Source organism: Albidovulum marisflavi (assembly GCF_025751435.1).
GTDB classification, from domain to species: domain Bacteria; phylum Pseudomonadota; class Alphaproteobacteria; order Rhodobacterales; family Rhodobacteraceae; genus Albidovulum; species Albidovulum marisflavi.
In genome coordinates this window covers 101,533-127,501 of record NZ_JAOWKY010000001.1, presented here as the reverse complement: position 1 = coordinate 127,501, position 25,969 = coordinate 101,533, and the positions used below count along the sequence as shown (strand labels likewise).

29 protein-coding genes and 1 riboswitch are annotated in these 25,969 nt (G+C 65.4%); of the genes, 20 read left to right on the top strand and 9 right to left on the bottom strand.

Annotated features, from left to right (window positions below; translation table 11 throughout):
* The first annotated feature begins 202 nt into the window (after positions 1–202).
* From pheS to OEW28_RS00605, 7 genes are all read left to right on the top strand, one after another.
* Entirely contained in the window at positions 203–1,276 is a 1,074-nt protein-coding gene (gene pheS, locus OEW28_RS00635) for a phenylalanine--tRNA ligase subunit alpha (protein ID WP_263732799.1), read from the top strand.
* Positions 1,273–1,713, top strand: coding sequence for an SMI1/KNR4 family protein (locus OEW28_RS00630; protein ID WP_263732798.1), 441 nt, complete (start codon positions 1,273–1,275; stop codon positions 1,711–1,713). The genes pheS and OEW28_RS00630 overlap by 4 nt, the downstream gene beginning before the upstream one ends.
* Positions 1,714–1,818: 105 nt before the next feature.
* Positions 1,819–2,580, top strand: coding sequence for a type 1 glutamine amidotransferase (locus OEW28_RS00625; protein WP_263732797.1), 762 nt, complete (start codon positions 1,819–1,821; stop codon positions 2,578–2,580).
* Complete coding sequence (gene pheT / locus OEW28_RS00620; protein WP_263732796.1) at positions 2,577–4,985, top strand: phenylalanine--tRNA ligase subunit beta; 2,409 nt, start codon at positions 2,577–2,579, stop codon at positions 4,983–4,985. The genes OEW28_RS00625 and pheT overlap by 4 nt, the downstream gene beginning before the upstream one ends.
* A 124-nt stretch (positions 4,986–5,109) precedes the next feature.
* On the top strand, positions 5,110–5,760 hold the full coding sequence (locus tag OEW28_RS00615; RefSeq protein ID WP_263732795.1) for a phosphoribosyltransferase: 651 nt from the start codon (positions 5,110–5,112) through the stop codon (positions 5,758–5,760).
* A gap of 120 nt (positions 5,761–5,880) precedes the next feature.
* Complete coding sequence (gene mscL / locus OEW28_RS00610; protein WP_263732794.1) at positions 5,881–6,306, top strand: large conductance mechanosensitive channel protein MscL; 426 nt, start codon at positions 5,881–5,883, stop codon at positions 6,304–6,306.
* A gap of 10 nt (positions 6,307–6,316) precedes the next feature.
* On the top strand, positions 6,317–6,898 hold the full coding sequence (locus tag OEW28_RS00605) for a sulfotransferase family protein (protein WP_263732793.1): 582 nt from the start codon (positions 6,317–6,319) through the stop codon (positions 6,896–6,898).
* Between the two features lie 69 nt (positions 6,899–6,967).
* Here the strand turns inward: OEW28_RS00605 and ald are convergent, their stop codons facing one another.
* Positions 6,968–8,086 (bottom strand): alanine dehydrogenase, encoded by a 1,119-nt coding sequence (gene ald, locus OEW28_RS00600; protein ID WP_263732792.1) that lies wholly within the window; start codon positions 8,084–8,086, stop codon positions 6,968–6,970.
* Positions 8,087–8,222: 136 nt separating this feature from the next.
* Between ald and OEW28_RS00595 the strand changes: the two genes are divergently transcribed.
* Entirely contained in the window at positions 8,223–8,681 is a 459-nt protein-coding gene (locus tag OEW28_RS00595; protein WP_263732791.1) for an Lrp/AsnC family transcriptional regulator, read from the top strand.
* Between the two features lie 21 nt (positions 8,682–8,702).
* Here OEW28_RS00595 and OEW28_RS00590 read toward each other — a convergent pair whose 3' ends face one another.
* Both OEW28_RS00590 and rpsU read right to left on the bottom strand, forming a co-directional pair.
* Positions 8,703–9,149 (bottom strand): lytic transglycosylase domain-containing protein, encoded by a 447-nt coding sequence (locus OEW28_RS00590; RefSeq protein WP_263732790.1) that lies wholly within the window; start codon positions 9,147–9,149, stop codon positions 8,703–8,705.
* A gap of 186 nt (positions 9,150–9,335) precedes the next feature.
* The gene (gene rpsU, locus OEW28_RS00585) at positions 9,336–9,542 is read right to left on the bottom strand and encodes a 30S ribosomal protein S21 (protein WP_011748553.1); all 207 of its coding nucleotides are present in this window, start codon (positions 9,540–9,542) and stop codon (positions 9,336–9,338) included.
* Positions 9,543–9,649: 107 nt separating this feature from the next.
* On the opposite strand from rpsU, the gene OEW28_RS00580 reads away from it, so the two are divergent.
* The 4 genes from OEW28_RS00580 to OEW28_RS00565 all read left to right on the top strand — a co-directional run bounded on the left by OEW28_RS00580 (position 9,650) and on the right by OEW28_RS00565 (position 13,436).
* Complete coding sequence (locus OEW28_RS00580) at positions 9,650–10,336, top strand: COQ9 family protein (RefSeq protein ID WP_263732789.1); 687 nt, start codon at positions 9,650–9,652, stop codon at positions 10,334–10,336.
* 17 nt (positions 10,337–10,353) lie between these two features.
* Complete coding sequence (locus OEW28_RS00575) at positions 10,354–11,337, top strand: NAD(P)H-quinone oxidoreductase (RefSeq protein WP_263734333.1); 984 nt, start codon at positions 10,354–10,356, stop codon at positions 11,335–11,337.
* A 137-nt stretch (positions 11,338–11,474) separates the two neighbouring features.
* Entirely contained in the window at positions 11,475–12,602 is a 1,128-nt protein-coding gene (locus OEW28_RS00570) for an S-(hydroxymethyl)glutathione dehydrogenase/class III alcohol dehydrogenase (RefSeq protein ID WP_263732788.1), read from the top strand.
* Between the two features lie 60 nt (positions 12,603–12,662).
* Entirely contained in the window at positions 12,663–13,436 is a 774-nt protein-coding gene (locus OEW28_RS00565) for a potassium channel family protein (protein ID WP_263732787.1), read from the top strand.
* Positions 13,437–13,457: 21 nt separating this feature from the next.
* Here OEW28_RS00565 and OEW28_RS00560 read toward each other — a convergent pair whose 3' ends face one another.
* Positions 13,458–13,913, bottom strand: a complete 456-nt coding sequence (locus OEW28_RS00560; RefSeq protein WP_263732786.1) for a hypothetical protein — start codon at positions 13,911–13,913, stop codon at positions 13,458–13,460.
* 153 nt (positions 13,914–14,066) lie between these two features.
* Between OEW28_RS00560 and OEW28_RS00555 the strand changes: the two genes are divergently transcribed.
* From OEW28_RS00555 to OEW28_RS00525, 7 genes are all read left to right on the top strand, one after another.
* A complete protein-coding gene (locus tag OEW28_RS00555) occupies positions 14,067–14,681 on the top strand; it encodes an FMN-binding negative transcriptional regulator (protein WP_263732785.1) in 615 nt (204 codons plus the stop codon).
* A 64-nt stretch (positions 14,682–14,745) separates the two neighbouring features.
* Positions 14,746–15,543: an NYN domain-containing protein gene (locus tag OEW28_RS00550; RefSeq protein WP_263732784.1), complete on the top strand. Its 798-nt coding sequence runs from the start codon at positions 14,746–14,748 to the stop codon at positions 15,541–15,543.
* A 116-nt stretch (positions 15,544–15,659) separates the two neighbouring features.
* Positions 15,660–16,271 (top strand): glutathione S-transferase, encoded by a 612-nt coding sequence (locus OEW28_RS00545; RefSeq protein WP_263732783.1) that lies wholly within the window; start codon positions 15,660–15,662, stop codon positions 16,269–16,271.
* Positions 16,268–16,906, top strand: coding sequence for a LysE family translocator (locus OEW28_RS00540; RefSeq protein ID WP_263732782.1), 639 nt, complete (start codon positions 16,268–16,270; stop codon positions 16,904–16,906). The genes OEW28_RS00545 and OEW28_RS00540 overlap by 4 nt, the downstream gene beginning before the upstream one ends.
* Positions 16,907–17,136: 230 nt before the next feature.
* Entirely contained in the window at positions 17,137–17,700 is a 564-nt protein-coding gene (gene petA / locus OEW28_RS00535) for a ubiquinol-cytochrome c reductase iron-sulfur subunit (RefSeq protein ID WP_263732781.1), read from the top strand.
* Positions 17,701–17,711: 11 nt separating this feature from the next.
* Positions 17,712–19,028, top strand: a complete 1,317-nt coding sequence (petB, locus tag OEW28_RS00530) for a cytochrome b (protein ID WP_263732780.1) — start codon at positions 17,712–17,714, stop codon at positions 19,026–19,028.
* A gap of 19 nt (positions 19,029–19,047) precedes the next feature.
* Positions 19,048–19,839: a cytochrome c1 gene (locus OEW28_RS00525; protein WP_263732779.1), complete on the top strand. Its 792-nt coding sequence runs from the start codon at positions 19,048–19,050 to the stop codon at positions 19,837–19,839.
* 53 nt (positions 19,840–19,892) lie between these two features.
* Here the strand turns inward: OEW28_RS00525 and thiQ are convergent, their stop codons facing one another.
* From thiQ to thiB, 3 genes are read right to left on the bottom strand one after another with little or no spacing between them, the layout of a single operon-like run.
* The gene (gene thiQ / locus OEW28_RS00520; protein ID WP_263732778.1) at positions 19,893–20,591 is read right to left on the bottom strand and encodes a thiamine ABC transporter ATP-binding protein; all 699 of its coding nucleotides are present in this window, start codon (positions 20,589–20,591) and stop codon (positions 19,893–19,895) included.
* Positions 20,578–22,149, bottom strand: coding sequence for a thiamine/thiamine pyrophosphate ABC transporter permease ThiP (locus OEW28_RS00515; RefSeq protein WP_412174766.1), 1,572 nt, complete (start codon positions 22,147–22,149; stop codon positions 20,578–20,580). Before OEW28_RS00515 ends, thiQ begins: the two co-directional genes overlap by 14 nt.
* Complete coding sequence (thiB, locus tag OEW28_RS00510; protein WP_412174765.1) at positions 22,125–23,120, bottom strand: thiamine ABC transporter substrate binding subunit; 996 nt, start codon at positions 23,118–23,120, stop codon at positions 22,125–22,127. The genes OEW28_RS00515 and thiB overlap by 25 nt, the downstream gene beginning before the upstream one ends.
* A gap of 35 nt (positions 23,121–23,155) precedes the next feature.
* Positions 23,156–23,258: riboswitch (TPP riboswitch) on the bottom strand.
* Between the two features lie 165 nt (positions 23,259–23,423).
* Here thiB and aroC point away from each other — a divergent pair.
* Positions 23,424–24,533, top strand: coding sequence for a chorismate synthase (gene aroC / locus OEW28_RS00505; RefSeq protein WP_263732776.1), 1,110 nt, complete (start codon positions 23,424–23,426; stop codon positions 24,531–24,533).
* A 10-nt stretch (positions 24,534–24,543) separates the two neighbouring features.
* On the opposite strand, the gene OEW28_RS00500 is transcribed toward aroC, so the two are convergent.
* On the bottom strand, positions 24,544–25,437 hold the full coding sequence (locus tag OEW28_RS00500) for a DMT family transporter (protein ID WP_263732775.1): 894 nt from the start codon (positions 25,435–25,437) through the stop codon (positions 24,544–24,546).
* A 166-nt stretch (positions 25,438–25,603) separates the two neighbouring features.
* Entirely contained in the window at positions 25,604–25,891 is a 288-nt protein-coding gene (locus OEW28_RS00495; protein WP_263732774.1) for an HU family DNA-binding protein, read from the bottom strand.
* Between the last annotated feature and the right edge of the window lie 78 nt (positions 25,892–25,969).

The window sequence follows — 25,969 nt, the reverse complement described above, 5'->3', positions numbered from 1 at the left end:
GGAAGCTTTCGATCTGGCGCGCACGACCGCGCCCTGCGCAAGCGACGGGCAAATTCGATCCCGCGCCATGCAGGGAACCGTCCCGAACCGCTTCCGGCGCGCGCGCCGACCGGACGGCGGGGGACTGCACGCCGAATTGGATGCGGACGCTTGCGTCACTGGCCGTTGACCGGTAGCTGACAGCGGGCATGGGAGCTTGGACATGGACGATCTGAGAAACAACTATCTGACCGCTATTGCCGGCGCCGGCGACGAAGCCGCGCTGGAAGAGATTCGGGTCGCCGCGCTTGGCAAGAAGGGCGAAATCAGCCTGAAGATGCGCGAACTGGGGCAAATGGACCCGGCCACCCGCCAGGCGGCGGGCGCGGCGCTGAACCGGCTGAAGGATGAAATCGACGCGGCGTTGCGCGCCAAGAAGTCGGCGCTTGCCGATGCTGCGCTTGACGCCAGGCTCAAGGGCGAATGGCTGGACGTCACGCTGCCGGGCCGCCCGCGCCGGCAGGGCACGATCCATCCCGTCAGCCAGGTGACCGAGGAGGTTACCGCGATCTTCGCCGACATGGGCTTCGCCGTCGCCGAGGGGCCGCAGATCGAGGATGACTGGCACAACTTCGACGCGCTGAACATCCCGCCGGAACACCCCGCGCGCCAGGAACACGACACCTTCTTCATGGCGCGTGCGGAGGGCGACGACCGCCCGCCGCACGTGCTGCGCACCCACACCTCGCCGGTGCAGATCCGCGCCATGGCCGCGCAAGGCGCGCCGATCCGCGTCATCGCGCCGGGACGCGTCTACCGCATGGACATGGACCAGACCCACACGCCCATGTTCCACCAGGTCGAGGGGCTGGCGATCGACCGCGACATCTCCATGGCGAACCTGAAATGGGTGCTGGAGGAGTTCTGCCGGTCGTTCTTCGAGGTCGACAGCGTCGAGCTGCGCTTCCGCGCCAGCCACTTCCCCTTCACCGAACCCTCGGCCGAGGTCGACATCCGCTGTTCCTGGGAAGGCGGCCAGCTGAAGATCGGCGAGGGCGACAAGTGGATGGAGATCCTCGGGAGCGGCATGGTCCACCCCAAGGTCCTTTCCGCGGCGGGCGTCGACCCGAACGAATGGCAGGGCTTCGCCTTCGGCATGGGCATCGACCGTCTGGCGATGCTGAAATACGGCATCCCCGACCTGCGGGCGTTCTTTGAGAGCGACCTGCGCTGGCTGCGCCACTACGGCTTCGCGGCGCTGGACATGCCGACGGTGGCGGGGGGGTTGAGCAGGTGAGCGAGGTCATCGCGAGGGTTCTTGCGAATAGTAGTGTTGAGGCTGCACCCGCATCGCAAAAAGAGATCGCGGAATGGGAGGTATTTTGGAGCATTGAGTGCCCACAGGACCTTCGCGAGTTCTGGACTTTGTACGGTCGTTTCAAAGGCTTTGCCGGTGCGGATCTGAACGGGGAGTACTTTGAACTCTTTACTCCACGAGAGTCATGGGACCTTGCAAGCCTAGAGGCCGTGAGACAGTCGATTCCAACTGAACTCACAATCATCGGTACAAACGGGTCGTCTGAGCATATTGCCTACCAACCAGGTATCGGTTTCGGCCTAATCCAATACGTCAACACGGGCATAGATGACTTCATGCCCGTGGATTCAACGCTAGCCGGTTTTTTCGAAAAGTCCGAGCAGATGGCGTGGTTTCCCGAGGAGCAACAAGCATGAAATTCACCCTCTCCTGGCTGAAAGACCACCTCGACACCACCGCCCCGGTGGAGGCGTGCCAGCCAACCCCCCACTCCTGACGCCTCCCCATCCCCCCGGACTCCCATGACCAAGATCACCATCGTCGAAAGCAACACGCCCGATCTGCCCGCGCAGTCCGAAGGGTTCGCGGCGGCGCTGCTCGCCATCGACCCCGCGCTTCAGATCCGCGTGGTCGAACCCTATGCGGGCGCCGCGGCGGCCGAAACCTTTGGCGATGCCGACGGGATCGTCTTTACCGGGTCGAGCGTCGAGTGGAGCACCGCCGCACCCGAGGCCGAGCCGCTCCGGGTCGCGATGCGCGCGGCCTTCGCGGCGGGGCGTCCGGTCTACGGATCGTGCAACGGGCTCCAGCTTGCCGCCGTCGTGCTGGGCGGCCGGGTCGAAGCCTCGCCCAACGGGCGCGAGGAGGGCACCGCGCGGGCAATCGCGCTGACGAAGGCCGGGCGCACGCATCCGATGATGGCGGGCCGGCAGGACGGCTATGCCGCGCTGTGCATCCACCGCGACGAGGTTTCGGATCTCCCGCCGGGCGCGGTCCTGATCTCCGGCAACGCGCATTCGCCGGTGCAGGCGATGGTCTACGAACAGGATGGCGTCACCTTCTGGGGTTGCCAGTATCACCCCGAATACACGGTGGAGCATCTGTCCGACGTGCTTGAAAGACTGGGGCGCGCGTCCGGCGATTGCGCCGCGCTGCGCGCCTCGACCACCGACGCAGAGGCCGCGGCCCGGTTCGGCACCACGCCGGCCGGATTGTCGCACGAAGTTCACAGGACCGAGCTGAGAAACTGGCTCGCGCTCGTCAGAGATAGGAAAGCGAAATGAAATTCACCCTCTCCTGGCTGAAAGACCACCTGGAAACCGACGCCTCGGTCGAGGCGATCGCCGAGGCGCTGACCGACCTGGGGCTGGAGGTCGAGGAAATCGTCAACCCGGCCGCGAAGCTTGCGACCTTTACCCTGGCCAAGGTGCTGCACGCCGAACAGCATCCCGATGCCGACCGGCTGCGGGTCTGCCGTGTGCTGACGGACGAAGGCGAAAAGCAGATCGTCTGCGGCGCGCCCAACGCGCGCGAAGGGATCACCGTCGTCCTGTGCAAGCCCGGCGACTACGTGCCCGGCATCGACGTGACCTTGGGCGTGGGCAAGATCCGGGGCGTCGAAAGCCACGGCATGATGGCCTCGGAGCGCGAACTTGAGCTGTCGGACGAACATAACGGCATCATCGAATTGCCTTCGGGCGATGTGGGTCAGAAGTTCGTGGACTGGCTGGCGGCGAACCGCCCCGGCGCGGTGGATCCGATGATCCACATCAAGATCACGCCGAACCGCCCCGATGCGCTTGGTGTGCGCGGCATTGCCCGCGATCTGGCCGCGCGGGGACTTGGCACGTTGAAGCCGCTGCCGGTCGAGCCGGTCGCGGGCGCCTTCGACAGCCCCGTGGGCGTCGTCATCGACGACGCGCTGAAGGCCAGGGGCTGCCCCCTGTTTGCGGGCCGCACGATCCGCGGCGTCAGGAACGGCCCCTCGCCCGCCTGGCTGCAGGCGCGGCTCAAGGCCATCGGCTTGCGCCCGATCTCGGCCCTTGTCGACATCACCAACTTCTTCACCTTCGGGCTGAACCGCCCGTTGCACGTCTTTGACGTCGCCAAGGTCAAGGGCGATCTGCGCATCCATCCCGCCAAGGGCGGCGAGGAACTTCTGGCGCTGGACGGCAGGACCTACACGCTGCGCGAAGGCATGATGGTGATCTCGGACGACCAGGGGCCGGAAAGCCTGGCCGGGATCATGGGCGGCGAGCTGTCGGGCTGCACCGAGGATACGGTCGACGTCTTCCTGGAAAGCGCCTACTGGGACCCGATCACCATCGCGGCGACGGGCCGTGCGCTGCGCATCAATTCCGATGCCCGCTACCGCTTCGAACGCGGCGTGGATCCGGAGTTCACCCTGCCGGGCCTGGAACTTGCGACGCGCATGGTTCTGGACATTTGCGGTGGCGAGGCTTCGCAAGTGGTCATGGACGGCGCGGTGCCCGATACCGCCCGGGCCTACCGCCTGGATCCGGCGCGCGTGATCAGCCTTGTCGGCATGGACATCCCCGAGGCGACGCAACGCGCGACGCTTGAGGCGCTTGGTTTCACGCTGAAGGGTGACATGGCCACCCCGCCGTCCTGGCGCCCGGACATCCTGGGCGAGGCCGACCTGATCGAGGAGGTGGCGCGGATCGCGTCGCTGACGAAGCTTGAAGGCAAGCCGATGCGCCGCGCACGGCCCGGCGTGCCGAAGCCGATCCTGACCCCCATGCAGGTCCGCGAAAAGGCCGCGCGCCGCACCCTGGCCGCGCTTGGCTACAACGAATGCGTGACCTATTCCTTCATCGACGGTCCCTCGGCCGCGCTGTTCGGCGGCGGATCCGAGACGACGCGGCTGGAAAACCCGATCTCGTCCGAGATGACGCACATGCGGCCCGACCTCCTGCCCGGGCTGCTGCAGGCCGCCGCCCGAAACCAGGCGCGGGGCTTCATGGACCTTGCGCTGTTCGAGGTGGGTCCGGCCTTTGCCGGCGGTGAGCCGGGCGAGCAGGAAATACAGGCGGCGGGCCTGCTGATCGGCGCCTCGGCGCCGCGCGACCCCTACGGGTCCCGCCGACCGGTCGACCTCTACGATGCCAAGGCCGACGCCGAGGCGGTCCTGGCCGCATTGGGCGCGCCGGTAAAGGTCCAGATCACCCGCAAGGCAGCGGGGTGGTGGCATCCGGGCCGGTCGGGCGTGATCGGCCTGGGGCCGAACGCGCTGTGCACCTTCGGCGAGCTGCATCCCCGGATTCTTCGCCAGATGGACGTCAAGGGGCCTGCGGTCGCCTTCACAATCCACGTCGCGCGCGTGCCCTTCCCCAAGGCCAAGACCGCGACGCGGGCCGCGCTGGCGATTTCCGATCTTCAGGCGGTCGAGCGGGATTTTGCCTTCGTCGTGGACAGCAAGGTCGAGGCCCTGACGCTGGTCAACGCCGCGCAGGGCGCCGACAAGGCCCTGATCGAAGAGGTCCGCGTCTTCGACCAGTTTGCCGGCGACAAGGCCGAGGCGCAGATGGGGGCGGGCAAGAAATCGCTGGCCATCACTGTCCGGCTCCAGCCCCGCGACAGGACGTTGACCGACGAGGAAATCGAAGCGGTCAGCGCCAAGATCGTGGAAAAGGTCGCCAAGGCCACGGGCGGCAGCCTACGGGGCTAGGCCTGAAGGCGGGGCTTCCCCCCCCGCTTTCCTCGACCCTTTGCATGCGGGGACGTAACCCTTGGCGGTGCCGTCCCCGTCTGTCAAACTGTGCCAACGGAGTCGGCCAGACGGGGAGGGCAAGATGTTTGCCGACCGTGCCGAGGCAGGCCGCAGGCTTGCAGAGACCTTGCAGGGAATGACCTTCAAGCGTCCGGTTGTGCTGGCGCTTCCCCGGGGCGGAGTGCCGGTTGCGGCCAAGGTGGCCGAAGCTCTGGATGCGCCCCTGGGGCTGATCCTGGTGCGCAAGATCGGCGTTCCGGGCCATGAGGAACTGGCCGCGGGTGCGGTCGCTGAAGGCGCGGACCCTGTCTTCAATCCCGAGGTCCTGAACCAGATCGGGATGAAGGCCGAAGATTTCGAGGGCAAGGTGACCGAAAAGCGGCGCGAGATCGCCGAGCGGCGGCAGCGCTACCTTGGCGGTGCCAAGGACCCCGATCTGCGGGGTGCGACGGCCATCGTCGTGGATGACGGCATCGCGACCGGTGCGACGGTTCGTGCGGCGCTTTCCGCGCTGCGCGACAGGGGCGCGGACCGGGTCGTCCTGGCCGTGCCAGTTGCACCGCGCGAGGCACGGCAAGACTTCGGCGCGGCCGCAGACAAGATCGTCATCCTGCAGGAGCCGATCGATTTCTACGCCGTTGGCGCGCACTATCAGGTCTTCCCTCAAACTGCGGACAGCGAGGTGAAGGACCTGATCGCCGCCGCCCGCGCCCGCAGCGGCGACAGCGGTTGACGCGAAACCCCGCCATCTACCCAGACGGGAAAAGGGCTCCTCAAATCCCGCATGCGTGATAGTGTCCGTGACATGCGCCGGCCCGCTCTTGCGGCGGCATCAACGTCAGTGGGGACACATATGATCAAGGAATTCAGGGATTTCATAGCACGCGGCAATGTCATGGACATGGCTGTCGGCATCATCATCGGCGCCGCGTTCACGGCGATCGTCACATCGCTCGTATCCGATCTGATAAATCCGGTCATCGGCCTGATCACCGGCGGGATGGATTTCTCGGACCTCTTCGTGAACCTGGGCGAGGGTGACTATGCCAGCCTGGACGCGGCCCGGGAAGCCGGCGCGCCGGTCTTTGCCTATGGGGCGTTCATTTCCGCCGTCATCAACTTCCTGATCATCGCCTTCGTGGTCTTCCTGCTGGTCAAGGGCGTCAACAAGATCAAGGACGCCGCGGAAAGGAAGCAAGAGGAAGCGCCCGCCGCCCCGGCCGGACCCAGCGAACTGGATGTGCTTCTGGAAATCCGCGACGCGCTGAAGAAGGGCTAAGGAGGGGCGCATGGGCCTGCAGGTCATCGGGACGGGCTTCGGACGTACGGGCACGGAATCGATGCGCCTGGCGCTCAACCGGCTTGGCTTCGGGCCCACCCACCACATGCACGAGGTGAATGCGGACCCGAAGCAGAAGGCGATGTGGCGGGCGCTGATGAAGGGCGCCAAACCCGATTGGGACCTGATCTTCAACGGCTATGGCGCCTGCGTGGACTGGCCGTCGGCCCATTGGTGGCGCGACCTGGTCGCGTATTACCCCGAGGCGAAGGTCATCCTGACGCACCGCAGCGCGGAAAGCTGGTGGAAGAGCTTCGAGCGGACCATCCTTCAGGTCTACCGCACGGCAAGGGACCCGGACTCCTTCGCGGCGTTCCTGCCGACGGTCCTGGGCGGCGATCCGGCGGATCGCGATACCGCCATCGCCGCCTATCGCCGCAATGTGGAAGACGTGCTTTCGGCGGTCCCGAACGGGCGTCTGCTGGTCCACGAACTGGGAAGCGGATGGGAACCGCTGTGCGATTTCCTGGGTGTCGGCGTGCCGGATGAGCCCTACCCGGTCAGCAACAACGCCGAACAGTTTCACAGCTGACAGCGATGCCCGCCGCGAAACGGGAAGGGCCCGCGCAGCCGCGGGCCCTTCGCGCAGGTCATTCGCCGATCACATGTTCAGGGCGTCCGATGCCGAGATGACGGGCAGATTCAGCGCCTCGCCCACGGCGGCGTAGGTCAGCTTGCCCGCGTGGACGTTCAGGCCGTTCAGCAAGTGCACATCTTCGGCGCAGGCCTGTCTCCAGCCCTTGTTGGCAAGCGCCAGCATGAAAGGCATCGTGGCGTTGCCAAGCGCGATGGTCGAGGTGCGGGCCACGGCGCCCGGCATGTTGGCGACGCAATAATGCATGATGCCGTCGACCTCGTAGATCGGGTCCTGGTGGGTCGTCGCGCGCGAGGTTTCGAAGCATCCCCCCTGGTCGATGGCAACGTCGACAAGCGCGGCGCCCGGCTTCAGCTCGGCCAGCTGCGCCCTTGAGATCAGCTTGGGCGCGGCGGCGCCGGGTATCAGAACGGCACCGATGATCATGTCCGCCTGACGCGCCAGTTCGATCGTGTTCCCGGCCGAGGCGAAGGCGTTCTTGAAGGTGCCCCCGAAGACGTCGTCAAGGTACCGCAGGCGCGGGATCGAACGGTCAAGAACGGTCACGTCGGCGCCCATGCCCGCCGCGATCTTGGCTGCGTGGGTGCCGACGACACCCCCGCCGATGACCAGAACCTTTGCCGGGCCGACGCCCGGGACACCGCCCAGCAGCACGCCGCGCCCGCCGTTGGCCTTCTGCAGCGTCCAGGCGCCGACCTGCGGCGCCAGACGGCCCGCGACCTCGGACATCGGAGCCAGAAGGGGAAGGCCGCCGTTGCGGTCGGTCACGGTTTCGTAGGCGATGCAGGTCGCACCCGATGCAAGCAGGTCATGCGTCTGCTCCGGGTCCGGCGCGAGATGAAGGTAGGTGAACAGGATCTGGCCTTCGCGCAGCATCTTGCGTTCGCCGGCTTGGGGTTCCTTGACCTTGACGATCATGTCGGCGGTGTCGAACACCTCTTTCGCGGTTGGCAGGATGCTTACGCCGACCGCGGTGTAGTCGTCGTCGGTGAAGCCCGCGCCCATACCGGCGTTGGTCTCGATGTAGACCGTGTGGCCACTGCGAATGGCCTCCTGCGCGGCGTTCGGCGTCATGCCGACGCGGAATTCCTGGGGTTTGATTTCCTTGGGGCAGCCGATTTTCATGAGGTCCTCCAGAATGAGCTGCCACAAGAATGCATGCAGTGGTGTGCAATTGCTTTGAATTTCCGGCTGGAGACAGGCGCGGTTTTCGAAGATAATTCGAATAAATGCGACAAAGACAAAAGAAGGTAGTGCTGCAATGCAGCTAGACGCAACGGATCGGCGAATCCTGGGGATATTGCAGAAGGAGGGCCGGCTGTCGAACGCCGAGCTTTCGGAACGGGTGAACCTGTCGCCCTCGGCTTGCCACCGCCGGGTGGGACGGCTGGAGGCAGAGGGCTACATCCTGGGTTACGTGGCGCTACTGGATGCGCGGCGGATGAACCGGCCGACGACCGTATTCGTCGAGATCACGCTTTCCGGCCAGGCCGACGAGGTGCTTGAGGCGTTCGAGCGCGCGGTCAAGCTGGTGCCCGACGTTCTGGAATGTCACCTTATGGCTGGATCGGCGGATTACCTGCTGAAGGTCGTGGCGCAGGACACCGACGATTTCGCCCGGATCCACCGCCAATACCTGGCGCGGCTTCCGGGCGTGGCGCAGATGCATTCGTCCTTCGCGCTCAGAACCGTGCGGCAGACGACGGCGATTCCGGTGTGAAGGTGGGGACCGGACGGCCGATCAGGCGCGCAGCCCGGTTTCCCTGAGCAGGCCCATGCGCTTGGCCTCGTAATAGTAGCCGCGCGCATACCACATCACGGCGGCATCGCGGTCGCCGCGCGCCACCAGCCATGCGCCGCGCAGGTATTTGACCCCGAAGCGCAGGTTTGTGTCGGCATCCAGCAAGCCCTCGGGCGCGCCGCGATAGCCCATGGTTGACGCCGTCTGCGGCAAGATCTGCATCAGGCCGTAGTAGGGGCCATTGCGCGCCGCCGGATTGTAGTTGCTTTCCCGGCGCACGACGCGATGCACCAGGTCTTCGGGAACGTCGTAGTCACGCGCATAATGCGCGATCAACCGGTTGACCTCGGCAGGGCCGCTTGGGCCGCGCGACCGTTCGCGGCGCCCGCAGGCGGCAAGCGCCAGGGCTGCCAGACCAAAGCCAAGCGTGGTGCGACGTGTGATCATCTGCCTGTTCCTCTCTGCCCCTCGCCATCCCGTATCATCCGAAGCGCGGCATGAGAATAGCCCGCACCACGGCTGGTGCGCGGTGATGCGCCGCTGGAGCGCGGCCGCTGGCAAAGCAAAACCCCCGGGCCGGGCCGCGGGGGTTCCACTTTTGCGGGTTGCCCCGCCAAACGTTCCAGTCGCTTCTTAAAGCGCGCCTTCACGCTGGGCCTTCTTGCGCGCCAGTTTACGGGCACGGCGGACGGCCTCGGCCTTCTCGCGGGCTTTCTTCACGGACGGCTTCTCGAAATGCTGCTTGAGCTTCATTTCACGAAACACACCCTCGCGCTGAAGTTTCTTCTTGAGCGCGCGAAGCGCCTGTTCGACGTTGTTGTCGCGAACGCTGACCTGCATGTGGTTGTCACCACCTTCCTAAGTTAGAGTTGCAAGAGTTTGCAGGAAGCGGTCGTATAGCAGAGGCGCAGGATTTTGTCCACAGTTGCGCCGAAAGGGGTTTTTTTATGGAAAACAAGGGCCTGGACATGGAGGCGCTCAGGGAATCGCTTCTGGATGCGGCGCTCTTGCATGTCGTTTTCGACGGGTGGGGCGAACGGACCTTCGCGGCGGCCTGCCAGGATGCGGGCGTCGATGCAGCACTTGCGCGGGTGATCTGCCCGGGCGCTGCGGCAGAGCTTGCGGCCGATTACCATAGGCGCGGCGACCGGCTGATGCTGGCGCAGCTTGCGGCAGAGGACCTGTCGGCCCTGCGCTTGCGCGACAGGATCGCGCTGGCGGTCCGCTTCCGGCTTGAGGTTGCGGACCGCGAAATCGTCCGGCGCGGGGCCGCCCTTTTCGCGCTGCCGCAACACGCGGCGACCGGGGCCGCCTTGATCTGGGGAACGGCGGACGCGATCTGGAACGCGCTTGGCGACACCTCCCGCGACATCAACTGGTATTCCAAGCGCGCGACGCTGTCGGCGGTCTATTCCGCGACGGTTCTCTACTGGCTTGGCGATGAAAGCGAAGACTGCGCTGCGACGCGGGACTTCCTGGATCGCCGGATCGAAGACGTCATGCGGTTCGAGAAATTCAAGGCCCAGATCCGCGACAATCCGGTTCTGGGCAAGGCGCTGGCGGGACCGCTGCGTCTGTTGGGTGAGGTCCGGGCGCCGGGCGCGCGCCAGGACCTGCCGGGAAAGATCGGCTGATAGGAGAGAGCATGACCCTGCCAAAGACGATGCGCGCGGTGGAAATCACGAAGCCGGGCGGGCCGGAGGTTCTGGCAATGTCGGAACAGCCCGTGCCGCAACCGGCCGCCGGGCAGATCCTGATCGAGATCGCCTATGCCGGCGTGAACCGGCCTGACGCGCTTCAGCGTGCAGGCGCCTATGCGCCGCCGCCCTCGGCCTCGCCCTTGCCGGGGCTGGAGGCTGCGGGGCGCGTCGCGGCCGTCGGGCCGGACGTGTCGGACTGGAAGGTGGGCGACGAGGTCTGCGCGCTTTTGCCGGGCGGCGGCTATGCCGAATACGCCGTCACGCCCGCCGCGCACGCGCTGCCCGTTCCAAGGGGAATGGGGCTGAAAGAGGCCGCCTGCCTGCCTGAAACCTTCTTCACGGTCTGGACCAACGTGTTCGAGCGCGGCGGCCTGAAAGCCGGCGAGCTGTTCCTGGTGCATGGCGGGTCGTCGGGGATCGGAACGACCGCGATCCAGCTGGCCAGCACGCTTGGTGCGCGCGTCTTCACCACCGCCGGCTCGGACGAGAAATGCGCTGTCTGCAAGGACCTTGGCGCGGAGCGGGCGATCAACTACCGCGACGAGGATTTCGTCGAGATCGTCAGGGATGCCGGTGGGGCCGATCTGATCCTGGACATGGTCGGCGGCGATTACCTCCCGCGGAACGTGCGGGCGCTGGCGGACGACGGCCGGCTGGTTCAGATCGCCTTCCTGTCGGGCCCCAAGGTCGAGCTGAACTTTGCGCAGGTCATGGCGCGGCGGCTGACGATCACCGGATCGACCCTGCGGCCGCAGTCAGACCTTGCCAAGGCCCGCATCGCATCGGCCTTGCGCGAACATGTCTGGCCGCTGATTGAGGCCGGACGGATCGCGCCCGTGATGGATTCGGCGTTCCCGTTGGCCGATGCCGCCGCGGCGCACGCGCGGATCGAAAGCTCGGGTCACGTCGGCAAGATCGTTCTGAAGGTGCGCTAGGCAGCCGGCTGAAACGGCCATCGACGGGAACCACGACGGCAGAACTGAGGTCTTTAATGTCGTTTCCCGAATTGCAAATCCGGCGCGCATGGCACAGGGTCGCGCCGGAACACTGACAAGGAAACGGGAGGATAGTCATGCGAACCCGCGCAGCGGTTGCCGTTCAGGCCGGAAAGCCGCTTGAAATCATGGAAGTCAATCTCGCCGGCCCCAAGGCGGGCGAGGTTCTGGTGGAAATCAAGGCCACCGGCATCTGCCACACCGACGAATTCACCCTTTCGGGCGCCGACCCCGAGGGGCTGTTCCCCGCAATCCTGGGTCACGAGGGCGCGGGCGTGGTGGTCGAGGTCGGCCCCGGCGTGACATCGGTCAAGCCCGGCGATCACGTCATCCCGCTCTACACGCCGGAATGCCGCGCCTGCCCGTCGTGCCTGAGCCAGAAAACCAACCTCTGCACCGCGATCCGCGGCACGCAGGGCCAGGGCCTCATGCCGGATGGAACCTCGCGCTTCTCGACGCTCGATGGCGACCCTATCCTGCACTACATGGGCTGCTCGACCTTCTCGAACTACACGGTTCTGCCGGAAATCGCGGTCGCGAAGGTGCGTGAGGACGCGCCCTTCGACAAGATCTGCTACATCGGCTGCGGCGTGACGACGGGCATCGGCGCCGTGATCAACACCGCCAAGGTGGAAATCGGGGCGAAGGCGGTGGTCTTCGGCCTGGGCGGCATCGGCCTGAACGTGATCCAGGGCCTGCGCCTTGCGGGCGCCGACATGATCATCGGCGTGGACCTGAACCCGGGCAAGAAAGAGATGGCCGAGAAGTTCGGGATGACGCACTTCGTCAACCCGAAGGAATGCGAGAACGTCGTCCAGGAAATCGTCAACCTGACGAAGACGCCCTTCGACAAGATCGGCGGCGCCGACTATTCGTTCGACTGCACCGGCAACGTCAAGGTGATGCGGGACGCGCTGGAATGCACGCACCGCGGCTGGGGCCAGTCGATCATCATCGGCGTGGCGCCGGCGGGCGCCGAAATCTCGACCCGGCCGTTCCAGCTTGTCACCGGGCGGGTCTGGAAAGGCACGGCCTTCGGCGGTGCCCGCGGCCGGACCGACGTTCCGAAGATCGTCGACTGGTACATGGAGGGCAAGATCGAGATCGACTCGATGATCACCCACAAGCTGTCCCTGGACGAAATCAACAAGGGTTTCGACCTGATGCACGCCGGCGAATCGATCCGCTCGGTCGTCGTCTATTGACGCAACCGCCCGCGCCCCCGCACAAATGCGACAGGGCGCGGGCGACACGAAAGGCGGTCGATGGCGGAACGAAGGTTCGAACGGCTGCGGGAACTTTATGAAGGCAATAGCGCGGGCGCGCACCGGTTCCGCTATTGGCTGCTTGTCTTCGACCTTGTCACGATCACCTTCGTGATCGCGACATCCTTCAGCAGTCACGGGAAATGGATAGAGGCGGTGGACGCGCTGTTCGGCGTCGTCATTTTTGCCGATTTCGCGGCTCGCCTTCTTCTGGCCAACCGCCGGCTCAGGTTCCTGATCCTGCCGGCGACGCTGGCGGACATCGTTGCGATCGTTTCGTTCCTGGCGCCGCTGGCGGGCGAGGGCCTTGGCTTCCTGCGCGTGGTGCGGACGCTCAGACTGCTTCACACCTACCAGCTTCTGCACCGGCTCAGGATGGACTTTCCCTTCTTCCGCAAGAACGAGGACGTGATCATCGCTGCGATCAACCTGATCGTGTTCCTGTTCGTGATGACCGGGCTTGTCTACGCGACGCAGTACCAAAGCAATCCGCAGATCGCGAACTACGCCGACGCGCTCTATTTCACCGTGACCGCGCTGACGACGACTGGATTTGGCGACATCACGCTGGCGGGAACCTCGGGGCGGATGATCTCGGTCCTGGTGATGATCTTCGGCGTGACGCTGTTCCTGAGGCTGGCGCAGGTGATGTTCCGGCCGCTGAAGGTCCGCCAGGTCTGCCAGACCTGCGGGCTGAGCCTTCACGATCAGGATGCAATTCATTGCAAGCATTGCGGCGCGCCGATCCGGATCGAGACCGAGGGCCTGAGCTGAATTTCATGGCGTGCGGCGCGGTTATCCGGCCTCGGGAAACTTCTGTCCGATCGCTTCGCGGAATGACCGGGGATAAGCGGGCTTGAGCGTCCCCCAGCTTTCCGCAAAACCGGGAAATGCGATGTAGCGCCCGACTGCGTTCAGATAGGCATCCCAGATCTTATCGCCCATCAGGCCCTCTCCGTGTTGAACGAAGGCGCTGTAGATCAGCGACATCTGCGCGCCGACGATCCTGTCGAAGCGGAACCTTTCTTCGCGCGTCAGGGCCTCGATGGCTTCGCAGCCGCGCAGAAAGAGCTCCGCGTTATCGGCCAAGAGCGCAAAGACATCGCGTTCGAGGCTCATCAGGGATTGGACCGTGGCGCCTTCGATGGCATGGGTATTGTGGCGAACCTCGAAGACCAGAAACCCGACCGAGACAATGCCGCCGATGACACCGACGATGGACGCGATCGCTGTGATCAGATTCCAGTCCATAAAGGGCCCCGCTCGTAGACGCAGCGGGTTCCATAGTCGTGCGACTCGGGTCCGCGGCAAAACGGAATTTGAGGGGTCCCGCGATTGCCCCCGTTTCATTTCATCGCGCGTCAGGCGCTCCCGGTCCGGGTAGTAAGACGCAGGAGGTGACCAATGCATCCCAATCCCGTCTATCGTCAGGAAACAGCTGTTCGGAATCTGGCCTTCGCGAAGGATCGCGGCTTCGGCGTGTTAAGCGTCAACGGCCCCGAAGGCCCCCTGGCCTCTAATGTGCCGTTTGTGCTTCGCGACGGCTTTGCCGAGATGCACCTTGTACGATCGAATCCGATCGCGCGGGCGATCGAGGCGCCAGCTCCGGCGCTGATCGCCGTCTCCGGGCCGGATGGCTATGTCTCTCCGGACTGGTACGGAATGGAGGACCAGGTGCCGACATGGAACTATGTCGCGGTCCATCTCAGGGGAACGCTCCGGCGCCTGTCCGGCGCCGAGCTGCGCGGCCAGCTTGACCGGCTTTCGGCCGAGTTCGAAAACCGGATCGGGGGAAAGAAACCCTGGCGTGTGGACAAGGTGAAACCCGACGTGGTGGAGCGGCTGATGCGCATGATCGTGCCGTGTCGCTTCGACATCGCTTCCGTCGATGGCACCTGGAAGCTGGGACAGAACAAGCCCGTATCGGCGCGCAACGGAGCGGCGTCCGGGATCGAGGCCGCGGGGATCGGGGCAGAGATCGCGGGCCTTGCCGCGCTGATGCGGGCGGTCCAGGTCTGACAGCGCGGCGTTGCGTTCCCGATGGCTGTGGCGCAGGATTGCGACGATTGCATCAGGAGTTTTCATGCAGGTACCGCGACAGACCCCGTTTCTTGCCGTCCTGATCGACGCCGACAACATCCCGGCGAAAAATGCTTCGGCGATCCTCGACGAGATTGCGTCCTTCGGCGAGCCGTCGCTGCGGCGCGTCTACGGCGACTGGTCGAGCCCGGCGCTTTCCCAGTGGAAGCAGGAGGCGCGCGACCTGGGCCTGGTGATGCACCAGCAGTCGGCCAACACTAAGGGCAAGAATGCCTCCGACATCGGGCTGGTGATCGATGCCATGGACATTCTGCACGCGGGCAAGGTGAACGGCTTCGTCCTGGTCAGTTCGGACAGCGACTTCACCCGGCTTGCCAGCCGCATCCGCGAGGACGGGCTGCAGGTCATCGGCATCGGCGAGGCGAAGACGCCGGATTCCCTGCGCAAGGTCTGCAATCGGTTCATCTTCATCGAGAACATCACGAGCGGGGCGGGCGCCGCCTCTGCGCCGTCGGCCAAACCCGAGGCCCCGAAGCCGGCTGAAAGCGCCATCGCCGCGAAAGAAGCGACGCCCAAGCCCGAGAAACCGGCGGAGTCCACCCCGGACAAGAAGCCGCCGCTCGACGCCATCCCTCTCATCCTGGACGCGATGAAGCGGATCGATCCCGATCAGGACTGGTATTCGCTGGGCCAGCTGGGGCAGTTCATGACGCAGCTTGCGCCCGACTTCGACAGCCGCAGCTACGGCAAGCCCAAGCTTTCCGACCTGTTGCGCGCGATTCCGAGATTCGAGGTGAAGCATGGTGCCGGCAATCACCTCAAGGTTCGTGACAAGGCCTGAGAAGCAGGCTCCGCGGCCGGGGCAGGGCCGCGCCAAGAAAGGTCCGCCACAGGCCGCCTTGACACCCGGCATCGTCGGGCGTCTGGTGGCTCGAACATCCAGAGCCGGAGATCGCGATGCAGCTTTTTTGTTCCCCCACAACACCTTTCGGCCGCAAGGTCATGGTGCTGCTGCATGAGACCGGCCAGACGGCCGATTTCGAGATATTCAGCGTCTCGGGCACGCCGCTTGATCCGGGCACGATGCCGCTTGGCGACAACCCGCTGGGCAAGATCCCGGCGCTGGTTACCGGCGACGGTCCGGCGATCTTCGACAGCCGGGTGATCTGCCGCTACCTGGATGCGCGCGCGGGCGGCCGGCTTTATCCCGAGGCGCCGCGCCTTTGGCGCACCCTGACGCTTGAGGCGATGGCCGACGGAATCCTGGAGGCCGCGCTGCTGATGGTCTACGAAGCCCGCCTGCGGCCGGAGGAAAAGCGGTTTGCCGACTGGGTCGAAGGCCAGTGGGGCAAGATCGCACGCGCGCTGGATGCGTTGGAGGCACGCTGGACCGACCATCTGGCCGGTCCGCTGGACATGGGACAGGTCGCTGCGGCCTGCGCGTTGTCCTACCTCGATTTCCGGCATGGCGCGCGCAACTGGCGCGAAGGCCGTCCGAACCTTGCCGCCTGGCATGAGCGTTTTGCCGCGCGCGACAGCATGAAGGCCACGGAGCCGCCCGCCGCATGACGCTTGATCCCGGAGCGTTCTGGGCGGTCTGGGCGTTCCTCGCGATGAATGTCCTGTCGCCGGGGCCGAACGTGGTGAACACGATCTCCACCGCCATGGGCTCGGGGCGGAGCGCCGGGCTGGCGTCGGCCCTGGGCGTCGGATTGGGAATCGGAGGGTGGTGTCTGGCGATGACACTGGGCATGGCCGGGCTTTTCCGCCTGTTCCCATACCTTCAGACGGTGCTGACCCTGGTCGGGATCCTGCTGCTGCTGTGGTTCGCGGTTCGCCACGCCACACGCGCCCGGCAGGATTGGCAATCCGGCGCAAGGCAACTGGCGCAACGGTCGGGGCTGGGCGAGCGTGCCGCATTCCTGCGATCGCTGGGCGTGAACGCGACGAACCCCAAGGCGCTTACGACCTGGGTGGCCGTGCTGTCGCTTTTCCCCGTTGCGATCGCGCGTCCGGGCGACATTGCGGTGCTGAGCGCGGGCGCTGCGATCACCGCAGGGTCGATCCACGCGGTCTACGCCATGCTGTTTTCCAGCGCGCCGGCCGCGCGCTTCTACCTGAAGGCCGCGCCGGCCGTGAACGCTGCCGTCTCCGTCTTCTTTGCAGGATTCGCGGCGAAGCTGGCGATCGGTCTTTCCGCATAGGCGCTTTCAGTGATTGCTGTTGCGGGCGCTGCAAGGCGGCGCCTGGCCCTGGCGGCCCCCGCCGCCGACCCGCTACGGGCTTGCAACGCGTGAAAAGAACGACAGATGCGCTCGATTGTCCGCTGGACGGGCTTGAAATTGACCGCTAATAACCGCCCGGGAAGGTAGCGGGAAACCGCCGCCCTATCGTCGTATGGCCGGGCACCTGGCCGAGGAAGGGAGAATAACTCGTGTCTCACGCAGAAGAACACGCAGGCACCCGGAGGGATTTCCTCTACTATGCCACCGCCGGAGCCGGCGCTGTCGCGGGCGGCGCTGCCGTCTGGACGCTTGTCGATCAGATGAACCCCTCGGCCGACGTCAAGGCGCTGTCGTCGATCTTCGTCGACGTGAGCGGCGTCGCTGTCGGCACCCAGCTGACCGTCAAGTGGCGCGGCAAGCCGGTCTTCATCCGCCGCCGCACGGCCGAAGAGATCGAGGCCGCCCGGTCCGTCAGCATGGCGGACCTGATCGACACCAAGGCCGAGAACGCCAACATCGCGGGCGAGGCTGACGCATCGGACGAGAATCGCGCGCTGGACGAAGCCGGCGAGTGGCTGGTCATGATGGGCGTCTGCACCCACCTCGGGTGCGTTCCGCTCGGCAATGCCGCAGGCGATTTCGGCGGCTGGTTCTGCCCCTGCCACGGCTCGCACTACGACACCGCCGGCCGCATCCGCAAAGGCCCCGCGCCGCGCAACCTCGACGTGCCGATCGCGGCGTTCGTCGACGCCACCACCATCAAACTCGGCTGAGGGGGACGACCATGGCTGGTATTCCGCACGACCATTACGAACCCAAGTCGGGTTTTGAGCAGTGGCTGCACCGGCGTCTGCCGGTCGTCAGCCTGATGTACGACACGCTGATGATCCCGACGCCGAAGAACCTGAACTGGTGGTGGATCTGGGGCATCGTCCTTGCATTCTGCCTTGCGCTTCAGATCGCGACCGGGATCGTGCTGGCGATGCACTACACGCCGCATGTCGACAAGGCCTTCGCTTCGGTCGAACACATCATGCGCGACGTGAACGGCGGCCACATGCTGCGCTACCTGCACGCCAACGGCGCGTCGCTGTTCTTCTTCGCGGTCTACATCCACATCTTCCGCGGCCTGTTCTACGGCAGCTACAAGGCGCCGCGCGAAGTAACCTGGATCGTCGGCATGATCATCTACCTGCTGATGATGGGCACCGCGTTCATGGGCTACGTGCTTCCCTGGGGCCAGATGTCGTTCTGGGGCGCGACCGTGATCACCGGCCTGTTCGGTGCGATCCCGGGCATCGGCGAACCGATCCAGACCTGGCTTCTGGGCGGACCGGCAGTCGACAACGCGACGCTGAACCGCTTCTTCTCGCTGCACTACCTGCTGCCGTTCGTGATTGCGGCGCTTGTTGCGGTCCACATCTGGGCCTTCCACACCACCGGCAACAACAACCCGACGGGTGTCGAAGTGCGGCGCGGTTCGAAGGCCGAGGCCGAGAAGGACACCCTGCCGTTCTGGCCCTACTTCGTGATAAAGGACCTGTTCGCGCTGGCGCTGGTGCTGACCGTCTTCTTCGCGATCGTCGGCTTCATGCCCAACTACCTGGGTCACCCGGACAACTACATCGAGGCGAACCCGCTGGCGACGCCCGCGCACATCGTGCCCGAATGGTACTTCCTGCCCTTCTACGCGATCCTGCGCGCCTTCACCGCGGACGTCTGGCTGGTGCAGCTGGTGAACTTCATCACCTTCGGCATCGTCGATGCGAAGTTCTTCGGCGTGCTCGCCATGTTCGGGGCGATCGCTGTCATGGCGCTTGCTCCGTGGCTGGACACCTCGAGTGTTCGCTCGGGCAAGTACCGGCCGATGTTCCGCTGGTGGTACTACCTGCTGATCGTCGACTTCGTCGTCCTGATGTGGGTCGGGGCCCAGCCGGCGGAAGGGATCTACACCTGGATCTCGCTGATCGCGGCGGCCTACTGGTTTGCCTACTTCCTGGTCCTGCTGCCGCTTCTGGGCATCATCGAGAAGCCCAAGGCTGTGCCGGCGACCATCGAGGAAGATTTCAAGGCGCACTACGGCGCGCATCCGGCCGAGTGAGCGGAAAGGAAAGATTGAGATGCTGAAGAAATTCGCAATCACGGCCGCTTCCGTTCTGGCCCTGTCCACCGGGGCGGCTTTTGCCGCCGAAAGCGGCGCACATATCGAGGACTTCGCCTTTTCGTTCGAAGGGCCGTTCGGCACCTACGACGAGCATCAGCTTCAGCGCGGGCTTCAGGTCTTCACCGAAGTCTGCTCGGCCTGCCACGGCATGAAGCAGGTGCGCATCGGCGAGCTTTCGGAAGAAGGCGGTCCGAACCTGCCGGAAGACCAGGTGCGTGCCTACGCGTCGAACCTTTCGGTGATTGACAGGGAAACCGGCGAAGAGCGTCCGGCGACGCCGGCCGACAAGTTCCCGGCCAACACGGGTGCCGGCGCACCGGACCTGAGCGTGATCGCCAAGGCCCGCGCCGCGTTCCACGGGCCCTACGGACTGGGCATCAACCAGTTCTTCAAGGGCATCGGCGGACCGGAATACATCCACGCGCTCCTGACCGGCTACACCGGCGAGGAGAAGGAAGAGGCTGGCACGACCTTCTACGAGAACCATGCGTTCCCGACCGGCTGGATCGCGATGCCGGCGCCGTTGTCTGACGACCTGGTGACCTACCAGGACGGCACCCCGGCGACGGTCGAGCAGATGTCCGAAGACGTCTCCGCCTTCCTGATGTGGGCGGCGGAACCGAAGATGATGGCGCGCAAGCAGGCGGGCTTCGTGGGCGTCCTGTTCCTGGGACTGCTGACCGTCCTGTTGTACCTGACCAACAAGCGCCTCTGGGCTGGGGTCAAGGGCCGGAAGACCACGGCCTGATCGCCCGGGGAAACCTGACAAACAACAAAACGCGCCCCTTTCGGGGCGCGTCTTCATTTGGTGCCAAGGTAGGCGGAAAGGGCGGGCGGAGGGTTCTCCAGAAGCCCCGGTGTGTCCGCGGGCGGATGCGCCGTGCCCTCGGCCACGAGGATCGTGCGACGCGCAATCCGGCGCGCGTCCTCGGGGTCGTGGCTGACCATCAGCACCGTGGTCCCGTTCTGATCCGCGATTTCGGCGACCAGGTCCAGCATCTCTGCCTTGAGCGCTGGTCCCAGGGCCGAAAACGGTTCGTCCAGAAGCAGAAGCGGCCTTTCGCGCAAAAGCGCACGGGCAAGTGCGACGCGGCTTTGCTGACCGCCTGACAGGGTGCCGGGGCGGCGGCCGCCCATACCGTGCAGGCCCGTACGGTCCAGCGCGGTGGCGATCCGCGCGTGATCCTCTTGGATCAGTCGCAGATCCTTTCTCAGCCCAAGGCCCACGTTTTCAGCCACGGTCAGATGCGGGAACAGGTTCTGATCCTGAAAGAGGATCGAAACCGGCCGGGTGCCGGGGGGCAATGCCGTGATGTCCTGGTCATCCCAAAGGATCCGGCCTCTGGCGGGTGCCAGGAAGCCCGCGATCAGCGCCAGAAGCGTCGACTTTCCGGCACCAGACGGACCAAGGATCGCGACCCTTTCGCCCGCGGCGACGGTCAGGTTGGCGCGCAGGCTGAAATCGGTCTGAAGGATGGTGATGTCATCAAGCACGAGCATCGGGCCGGGCCCCCTTGTCGATGATCCAGAACAGAGCGAAGGACAACCCCAGCAGCAGGACAGCAGCCCCCGCTGCATCCTCCATGCGGTATGCCGCCATAAGTCGGTAGAGCTGAAGCGGCAATGTGGCCGTCTGAGGATCCGCGAACAGGGTGATGACTCCCAGGTCGCCCATCGACAGTGCCGCGGCAAGACCGGCGGAGAAGCGCAGCGGGCCCACCAGGCGCGGAAACGTCAGAAGGCGCAAGCGGCCGATGCCGGTCATGTCCAGACTGTCGGCAAGGCGGCCGTAATCGGCCTCGACCGCGCGTGCGGAAGGCAGCAGGATACGGGTCGCGAAGGGTAGCGCAAGGGTGGCGTTTGCGGCTGCGGTCACGGGCAGGGCAAGTGTTGCGGGATCGGCGTAGTGCCGCAGGACAAGGAACAGCCCGGTCCCCAGAACCAGTGACGATGTCGCAAGCGGGATCATCGCCAGTGTTTCAAGCGCACTGGCGGCCCCGGCGCTGGCCCTTGAGATGGCCATCGCTAGCGGGAGCGCCAGGGAAATCGTCACGGCCGCCGACCCCAGGGCGACCAGCAGCGACCGAAGCGCGGCGGCCCAGACGGCCTCGGGAAGCCCCGGCAGGGCGGCAAGGCCCCGCAAGGTGATGAGCGCTAGCGGAAGCAGCAGGAATACGGCGGTCAGCGCCAGGGCCATGACGTCTTGCGCCTTCAACCACGGGCCCGCGGCATCCCAACGCGCCACCTGGCGATCGAGCCCCGCGCCAAAGGCCGAAGGGTTGGTGATGGCGAGGGCAAGAACGGATGCGGCAAGGCAAAGGCAAACCTGCACAAGCCCCAAGAGCGCGGCGCGGCCAAGGTCGAAGTCGAAGCGGAACGCCTGATAGATCGCAAGTTCGACCGTCGTCGCGCGCGGACCGCCGCCAAGCGTCAGCGCCACGGCAAAACTGGTCAGGCAAATCAGGAAGATCGCAAGGAAGATCCCCGGGAGCGCGGCCCGGAGCATCGGGCGTTCAAGATAGCGCGCGATCTCGGCCGGTCCCATGCCAAGCGAGGCGGCCAGCCTGAACCTTTCCGCCGGAATCTCGACCCAGGACTGAAGCAGTAGCCTCACGGCCAGCGGCAGATTGAAGAAGACATGCGCCAGTACGACGCCCTGCAGGCCGTAGATCGACACGGGTGGCAAGCCAAGCCAGACCAATCCCGCATTCAGCATGCCCGCGCGGCCGAAGACGGCCAACAGGCCCATCACGGCCACGATCACCGGCAGGATGAACGGTGCCCCGAGCAGGGCGATCAAAAGGGCCCGCCCCGGAAAGCTGCGCCGCGAAAGCGCGCGTGCGACCGGGATGGCGAGCACGCAGGAAAACAGGGCCGAAAGGAACGCCTGCCAGATCGTGAAGCGGATCGCGGCCCATTCCGCAGGTCCAAGCGCGCCCACGCCGTCGGCACGCAGGAAGACCGCGACCAGCGTTCCCAAGGTCAGCATGAGAAGGAGCGCCGCCGGCGCTCCTCCCACCGCGAGGGTGCGGATTATCGGCTGAGTGCGGCCTGCCATTCGGCAAGCGCCTCGTCGCGGATCGAGCGGGCTTCATCGGCTGGGTACAAAAGCGATTTGCCAGGAACGACAAGCGTGCCGAAGCCTTCGGGCAGACCTGCCTCCGGCGTCTTGGCGGGATACATCCAGTTGGTCTCGGGGATGACCGACTGGAATGCATCGGTGGTCATGAAGGCAAGAAATCTGTCGGTAAGGTCCGGCTGATCGCTTGCGGCAAGCTTGCCCGCCACCTCGATCTGCATGTAGTGGCCTTCGTCGAATGGCATGGCGGCCTTGGTGTCGTCGCCCTCTGCAATCAGGTGATACGCGGGCGACGTCGTGTAGGACAGCACCGCGTCCGCCTCGCCATTCAGGAACAGGCCATAGGCCTCGGACCATCCCGGCGTGACCGTGACGATGTTGTCGGCAAGTTCGGACCAGATCCCGCCCGCCTTCTCGCCATAGGCCTGCTTCACCCAAAGCAGCAGGCCAAGACCCGGCGTGGAAGAACGCGGATCCTGGATCACGATCTTGAGGTCCGACGCCGCAAGCGCTTCGAAATCGGAGGGAACAGTATCAACTTTCGTCTTGTCGTAGACAAAGGCGAAGTATCCCCAGTCATAGGGCAGGAACAGCGGATCGCTCCATCCGACCGGCAAGTCCAGAGCGGGAGCCTGTCCGTGGGGCGCAAACAGACCGCTTGCGGCCGCCTCGGCGGTCAGGTTCGTGTCCAGGCCCAGCACGATGTCCGCCGGGCTGTCCGCGCCCTCGATCAGCAGGCGTGCCAAAAGCGCCGCGCCGTCGCCGGAGCCCACGAACTGAAGGTCGCAGCCGCAGTCCGCCTCGAAGGCCGCCTTGACGGCCGGGCCCGGGCCCCATTCGGACACGAAGCTGTCGTAGGTGTATATCGTCAGCACGGGCTTGTCCTGCGCCACGGCCGAAAACGGCGTCGTGGTAGCCAGGAGACCCGCGATCATCAGGGATTTTCTCATCTCTCATCCTCCAATGGTCAGGCGGGCGGAGATGGGGGATCTTGTCCGACCTTCCCTCCGCCGGTTCTAACCGGTTCAGGTTCAACGGGTCCGCTTGCGCATCTCAGCCCTGTCGCCAGGGCACCCCGAGGTGGGCAGCACCGTAGCGCCGCGCCCGCGGAACCACAAGGGACCATCGCACAGGGGCGGAAGACCAGGCCGCATCGGCACATGTGCGGCGCATTTCGACAAGATTGAAGGCCAAGGCGCTTGAGTGGCGACGCGCGCTTCGATATGCCCGCCCCAAAGCCGAGGAAGCGCCCCATGAGCCTGAACACGTTCGGACATCTATTCCGTGTCACCACCTGGGGTGAAAGCCATGGGCCCGCTTTGGGCGCGACGGTTGACGGCTGCCCGTCCGGGGTCGCGGTGGACGAGGCCATGCTTCAGAACTGGCTTGACCGCCGCAAGCCGGGGCAGAACAAGTACACGACGCAGCGCCGCGAACCCGACCAGGTCCGCATCCTGTCCGGCGTCTTCGAGGGCCGGACGACGGGCACGCCGGTGCAACTGGTGATCGAGAATACCGATCAGCGCTCGAAAGACTACGGCGACATCGCCGAGAGGTTCAGGCCTGGCCATGCCGATATCACCTATTGGCAGAAGTACGGCATCCGCGACTATCGCGGCGGCGGCCGGTCCTCGGCGCGCGAAACGGCGGCACGGGTTGCGGCGGGCGGCCTTGCGCGGGCCGCACTGGACGCGCTGGCGCCCGAGATCAGGATCACCGGCTACATGGTCCAGATGGGTAGGCTCAAGGCGGATCGCGACCGGTTCGACCTGGATCAGGTGGGGCAGAACCCGTTCTGGTGTCCCGATGCCACCGCGGCGGCGATCTGGGCGGAACATCTGGATGAATTGCGCAAATCCGGCAACTCGGTCGGCGCGGTGGTCGAGGTCGTGGCCTCTGGCGTGCCCGCTGGACTTGGCGCGCCGATCTACGGCAAACTCGACACCGATCTGGCAGCGGCGATGATGTCCATCAACGCCGTCAAGGGCGTCGAGATCGGCGAAGGGATGGCCGCGGCGGAATTGACCGGGGTCGAGAACGCCGACGAGATCTACATGGGCAACGACGGACGGCCGCGGTTTTCCTCGAACCATGCGGGCGGCATTCTGGGCGGGATATCGACCGGTCAGGACGTCGTCGTGCGTTTCGCGGTCAAGCCCACCTCCTCGATCCTGGCGCCGCGCCGGACGATCGGCATTTCCGGCGCCGAGAGCGAGATCATCACGAAGGGCCGCCATGACCCCTGCGTCGGCATCCGCGCCGTGCCCGTGGGCGAGGCGATGATGGCATGCGTGATCCTGGATCACCTGCTTCTGGACCGGGGGCAGACAGGCGGCGTCCGGGGCAAGATCGGCCCGGCCTGAAGCCCGCGCCTCAGCGTGCGGGCGCTTGCGTCAGCGGGCTGGGGGCCTGCTTGGACAGCTGAACCGCAAGGATGCCAGCGGCCACGATCACCACACCCACGATGTCGGCAAGGCCAAGCTGTTCGCCCAGCAGGATCGCCGCAACGGCGACCCCGAAGAACGGATTGAGGAAGTGATAGGTCGCGGCGCGCACCGCGCCGATGCGGTAGACCAGCCGGAACCAGACCCAGGTGGCCAGCAGGCCGGGGACCAGAGTAGTATAGGTGAAGGCCATGACCAGCCTGGGGGTCCAGTTCACGTGCCACGTTTCGGTCAGCATGGCTGCGACGGCAAGGACGGCCGAGCCGACGAACATCTGAAGCCCCACGATCATCAGGACGTTGCCCTGCGACGACGCGCTTCTGACCGTCAGCGTCGCGATGGCCAGCGCCAAGGCGCCCAGAACGCAGAAAATCAGCCCTTCGACGCTGACGCCGCCGGAAAAGCGCGACCCCATGATGATCGTCACGCCGACGACGCCTGCGAACAGTCCGGCAATGCCCAGTGGCCGGACCTTTTGACCCATGAAAAGCCACCCAAGCAGCGCGACCAGCAACGGCATGGTGGACGCGATGATCGCGGCAAGCGAGGCTTCGACCCACTGCATCGCGACGAAGTTCAGCCCAAGATAGAGCGCGTTCTGGCAAAGGCCGAAGATCATGACGGACCGCCACTGGCCGCGGCCCAGCCGCCAGCTTTGCCCGACCGCCGCCGCGATAGATACGCCGATAAGCCCTGAGATGAGAAACCGCAGCGCGAGCGCGCTCAACGGGGGCGCGTCGGCGACGATCATGCGGGCAGAGGTGAAGGCCGATGACCACATGAAGGCAAAGGCCAGCCCCATCAGAATTGCGCGCAGGTCCATCGTTCATCCTTCCCGTACGGGCCAGGGCCCCCGGGGCTGATTGCCATGTTCCACCGGCGAAGGAAAGCACTTCGACCGTCTTCGAAACGCCGCACCGCCCTGCAAGGAAAAGGGCCGCCCCAAGGGCGGCCCCGCAAACCTACCGATTGCCCCACGGGGCGGCCGGTCAGCCGTTGACGCTGTCTTTCAGAGCCTTGGCGACGGAGATCTTCACGATCTTGTCCGCCGGCTTGGTAATGCTTTCGCCGGTGGCGGGGTTGCGCACCTGACGCTCCGGACGGGTGCGGCAAACGACTTTGCCGATGCCCGGCAGGGTCACGGCACCGCCGCCGACGACTTCCGACGTCACCACCGAGGCGATCGCATCAAGAGCGGCCGAAGCGGTCTTCTTGTCAGAGCCCATCGCTTCCGCCACCGCGGCCACGAGCTGGGTCTTGGTCATGGGTTTGGACATGTCTGTCTCCTCTTTGGCCCCGTTCTGTTGGGGGTCATTTGCTTTCGTTCACAGCCTGTTGTGGTCAATCACATCACT